Genomic DNA, 4,142 nt, shown 5'->3' with positions numbered 1-4,142 from the left:
GAGTACCCCTGTCGAGCCCGAGCAAACAAATGTGCTGAACATCCCTATCAACTCCGGGGAGCTGAAGCAATCGAGGGCCTGGGGGCTGTGGACGGACTGTTACAGGGCCGTTGAAGCACAGCACGGGCCATGAGGTGCGAAGACCGGCGCACTTGACCGGAGCGCGGAGGGCGGGGAGTCCTTCCGGCGTAGCGGGGCTCCCGAAGATCTCCGGCCGATCTTCACATCGCATGCACGAGGGGGTGGACAGTGGGGCCGTGTCGGAGATGCGCGTCGACCGGAGTGCCTGGAAGAAATCGGTGATCTGCACGACCGGCCCCGCGTCAACCGCGCTCGGCACGCCACTCCCTCGTCAGGTTCCCCTTGTCGTCCCACTCGGTGATCTCCAACTGCCGCAGTCCGTTCTCGCTCATGAGTACGCGCGCGGCCAGCCGCCCGTCGGGGTGCCAGTCCTTGGACTCACCGACCGGGAACCCGCCTCGCAGCACCCCGTCGGACCTCGGGGTTCCCTCCATGTACCACTCCTTGGAAGGGCCGTCCTCGATCCCGTCCTTGTAAGTGACAAGACTGACGAGCGCACCCTTCTGGTACTCGACCACCTCGCCGGTGAAACGCTCTCCTCGATAGAAGACGACCTCGCCTTCGTTCACGTCGAATTCAGGGTCGTCGATGTCGATTCGGGGGAGCGTCATGACGGAATCCAGTTCTCAGATCCGGACGGGTTCTTGAGGAAGTGCCCGAGGCTAATGGGAATGCCATCGGCGTATGGGGAGCGAGGATCTCCGGTCGATCTCCACACCGTGCACACTCGTGAGTGACAGCCGACCGCCTGCGGACCTGGTGGGTCATCGGGATCCGGTGAGCTTCTTCGTCGTGGATTCGATGAATGCGGCGGCTTCGATCTCGGTGATCTGTATGTGATCGCCCTCGTAGTGGCCGAGTTCGTGCAGTCTGAGGCATTCGGTCGGTTCCCAGTGGAGGTCGCGTGTGAACGCCTCGTCATACGCCTGGCCGTCGTCGATCCGGCGCCGGACGATGCCGCGCGGGCTGCTCGTCGGGTGGCCTTCGCCGGTCTTCGCGTAGTACGTGATCTGGCCCTCGGCGTCCAGGGCGTCGAGAGTCGCGGGGGCAAGTGTGAGGAAGGGGCGGGCGGTGAGGTTGCTCTCCACCGTCCCGAGCCGCAGCATCGCGCCGTTGAGGTCGATGAACTCCTCGACGAAGTAACCCCCGCCGCGCTCGTACATGAGGAGGAGTGGCTCGTAGGGGTCATCCGGAAGACCTGGGGGCAGCTCGCGTCCGGCGCTCCGCAGCACGGCCCACCGAACGGCGCCCCGGCACGTCTTCTTGAGCGAGGACGGAGCCGGGCCGACGAGCACCTCTTCCAGTTCGGCGGTGACATCGGACGGCGTCCGGACCTCGGGTGCGACCTGCTCCGCGATGTCGGAGAACGGCCACGACTCCTCGACGCCGTACGCCTGAGCCCACCGAGCCGCACGACGCAGACACTCGCGCATCAGCAGAGCACGCGAAGTCGCGTGCTCGTACGCCGCGGAGTCGTCGCTCCAGTCGGTGGCACGCAGCCGCTCGATCAGCACGCGGGCACGGTCGTCGGTCACTTCAGGTCCAGCCCTTCACTCTCGGGCAGGCCGGGCATCGCGATGTCGGCCCGCGCACGGAGCTCCGCGAGCCGCACGGCGCATGCGCTCGCGCATCAGCAGGGTGCGCGAGCGCTCGTGGGCGAACCAGTCCCTGGCCGCTGTCACTCCGCTGCCGACGGGCTACTGCCCCTGGCTCGCGCGCCAGTTCTTCGTCGGTTGCCCCTCTTCGTCCCAGCGGTGCTCGGCGAGCATGGTCATACCGTTCTCGGAGAACTCCACCTCGGCGGCGAGCACACCGTTCGGATGCCATTCCCTGGACACGCCCACCGGACGTCCCTCGCGGGCCGTCGCCTCGGACCGGAGCGTGCCGTCCTTGTACCACTCGCGGCTGGGCCCGTGCTGTACCCCTGACACGTAGGAGTCCAGGCTGACGACGGCATCGCCCAGACGCTCCTCGACCTCGCCGGTGAAGAGTTCCCCCCTGTACAGCAGGCGCTGCCCCTGATCCATGTCGACTTCGGGGTCGTCGATATCGATTCGTGTCACGTCGGGCATCACGGAGTCCAGAGTTCGTCGGTCGGAGGATTGCCGGTGAACCTGCCGTGCAGGCTGTCCACGCCCTTCAGCATAAAGTTGCAGTTTGCGCAGAAGGCCGCAGGGCGCCCGGGGAGTTCGGTCTTCATGTGCGGCAGGTACGGGAACTCGACCGATGCGCGAAGCTCGGAGAGTGCCGCCGCATCCGTGGGCAGCCCCAGCTTCTGCCGCTCCCAGAGCAGCTCGTTAGCCGCTTTGACCTCGGCGTGGCCGAGCGGGTTGTCCGGTGCCGGCGGGGGGTCCCCGATGGCGTTGTGCCTCGCCTCGATGGTCGGGTGAACCCGGTCACCGGGGATGACGTTGTCGAACTTCCCGTTGATTCCTTCGAAGATCATGCCCGTGCGCAGGTCCATGACCGACCCGACACAGGCGCCGACCTGCTTCCTGGGGAAGGTGCCGAGCTCCTTGGCCTCCTTGTACGCGGCGCCGCGCTGGAAGGAGAGGTCCTTCAGGAAGTGCTCGAAGTTGCGGCCGTCGACATGGGTGATCAAACCGTTCCCGTCGCGTGTCAGACGGCTCTCCGGCAGCTGGCCGAGGAACTTGCTGCCGGGACCGGGGGGCGGCAGAGGGTCGTCCCCGATCCGGATGATCGGGTCGGCGGCGCGTCGGGCGGCGTCGTCGGCGAGCGAGCCCCCGGGCTCCCGGACGTCTCGGTCGGCGTGCTGTGTGCCGTCGTCCGTGTGGTCGTGGGGAGACGTCCCGTCGTGGTCGTGCCCGCCCGGACCGGACTCGTGGGGGTCATGATCGCCGTGGGGCGCCCCGTCGTCGGACCCGTGGTGCGGGGCGCTCTCGTCCGCCCCGTGGTGCGCGGCGTCGTCGGCGTGGCTGTTGGGGCCGTGGTCGTTGTGGTGCGGCGGGGTCGGATCGTGCGGTCCGCCCGGCCCGTCGCCGTGGCCGCCCGGCCCGTCGCCGTGACCGCCGCCGTGCCCGCCGGTGGGCGGTTCGTGGCCGGCGGAGGGGCCGTGGCCGAGGTCGTCGGCGTGGCCGCCCGGGAGGTTGTCGCCGACGTGGCCACTCGGCAGGTGGTCGCCTGCGTGTCCGCCGGGGAGGTTGTCGGCCGGGTTGTGGGCGGTGGGCAGGTCGTCGGCGAGGTGGATGGGGTCGGTGAGGTCGCTGCCGACGTGGATGACGTTGTCGCCCGCGTTGGCGCCGACGTGTGCGACGTTGTCCGCGGTGTGGGCGCCCGCGCCGACCAGGGCAGGTTCCCTGCCCGGGGAGTTGGGGTGCGGGGTGGTGGGGTCTGTGGTGTTGGTGTGGGGGGTGGTGGGGTCCGGGCCGTCGGTGTGGGGGACGGTGGGGGAGCCCTCCTTGGGGGCGTCCTCGGCCTTCTGGACGATGTCGCCGTGTTCGTCGAGGAGGTTGCCGTCGTGGTCGAAGTACTGGACGGGGACGTCGGTGTGGGTGGGGAGCTTGGTGGTGTTCTCGGGCAGAAGAGGGGCGTCGTCGGGGAACTTGACGTTGCCGTCGGGGAGTTTGACGCCGCCTTCGGGGATCGCCGCGCCCTCGGGGATGTGGACGGTGCCGTCGGGGAGCTTGAAGGAGCCCTCGGGCAGGGTGATCGCGTCGTCGGGGAGTTTGGGGATCTCGATGTTGCCGATGCCCTTGAGGCCCTTGGTGATGTCGCCGATCTTGGAGAGTCCTGCGCCCGCGCCCTTGGCGATGTAGGTCATGGGGTCGATGACCTTGCCGGCCTTGCCCGCGACGGAGAGTACCTTCGCGACGGCTCCGGCTTTCCCGGCTCCTGCGGCGGCGCCGCAGGCGCCTCCGGTGAACACGGTCGTCAGGACGTTGAAGGTGACGGCTCCGGCGGCCCGGCCGGGGTTCTTGCCCCATTCGTCCCAGGCGACGAGTGCTTTGCCGGTCTCCTTCATCGCGGTGCGTGAGTCACGCAGCCAGGAGGGGAGTTTGTCGTCCGGGAGTGCCCAGAAGAGGGTTCCGGCGCCGGGGATC

The 4,142-nt window shown here is 68.5% G+C and carries 4 protein-coding genes; all 4 read right to left on the bottom strand.

Annotated features, from left to right (window positions below; genetic code table 11):
* Positions 1-323 precede the first annotated feature (323 nt).
* On the bottom strand, positions 324-692 hold the full coding sequence (locus GA0115234_RS33335) for a toxin-antitoxin system YwqK family antitoxin (RefSeq protein WP_093549213.1): 369 nt from the start codon (positions 690-692) through the stop codon (positions 324-326).
* A gap of 153 nt (positions 693-845) precedes the next feature.
* Complete coding sequence (locus GA0115234_RS33330) at positions 846-1,616, bottom strand: hypothetical protein (protein WP_093549211.1); 771 nt, start codon at positions 1,614-1,616, stop codon at positions 846-848.
* A gap of 162 nt (positions 1,617-1,778) precedes the next feature.
* The gene (locus tag GA0115234_RS33325) at positions 1,779-2,153 is read right to left on the bottom strand and encodes a toxin-antitoxin system YwqK family antitoxin (RefSeq protein ID WP_093549209.1); all 375 of its coding nucleotides are present in this window, start codon (positions 2,151-2,153) and stop codon (positions 1,779-1,781) included.
* Positions 2,153-4,142 (bottom strand): hypothetical protein (locus tag GA0115234_RS43930; RefSeq protein ID WP_237541940.1); only part of this gene is annotated, 1,990 nt, incomplete at its 5' end. The genes GA0115234_RS43930 and GA0115234_RS33325, both read right to left, overlap by 1 nt.

This window comes from Streptomyces sp. DvalAA-43 (assembly GCF_900091725.1).
Taxonomy (GTDB): Bacteria; Actinomycetota; Actinomycetes; order Streptomycetales; family Streptomycetaceae; genus Streptomyces; species Streptomyces pulveraceus.
The sequence above is the reverse complement of the archived record's forward strand: the minus strand, read 5'-3'. Positions and strand labels throughout refer to the sequence as shown.

Excerpts from the sequence above, each read along its gene's own strand:
- GA0115234_RS33325 (WP_093549209.1), bottom strand. The coding sequence starts at position 2,153 with ATGCCCGACGTGACACGAATCGATATCGACGACCCCGAAGTCGACATG.
- GA0115234_RS33335 (WP_093549213.1), bottom strand. The coding sequence starts at position 692 with ATGACGCTCCCCCGAATCGACATCGACGACCCTGAATTCGACGTGAAC.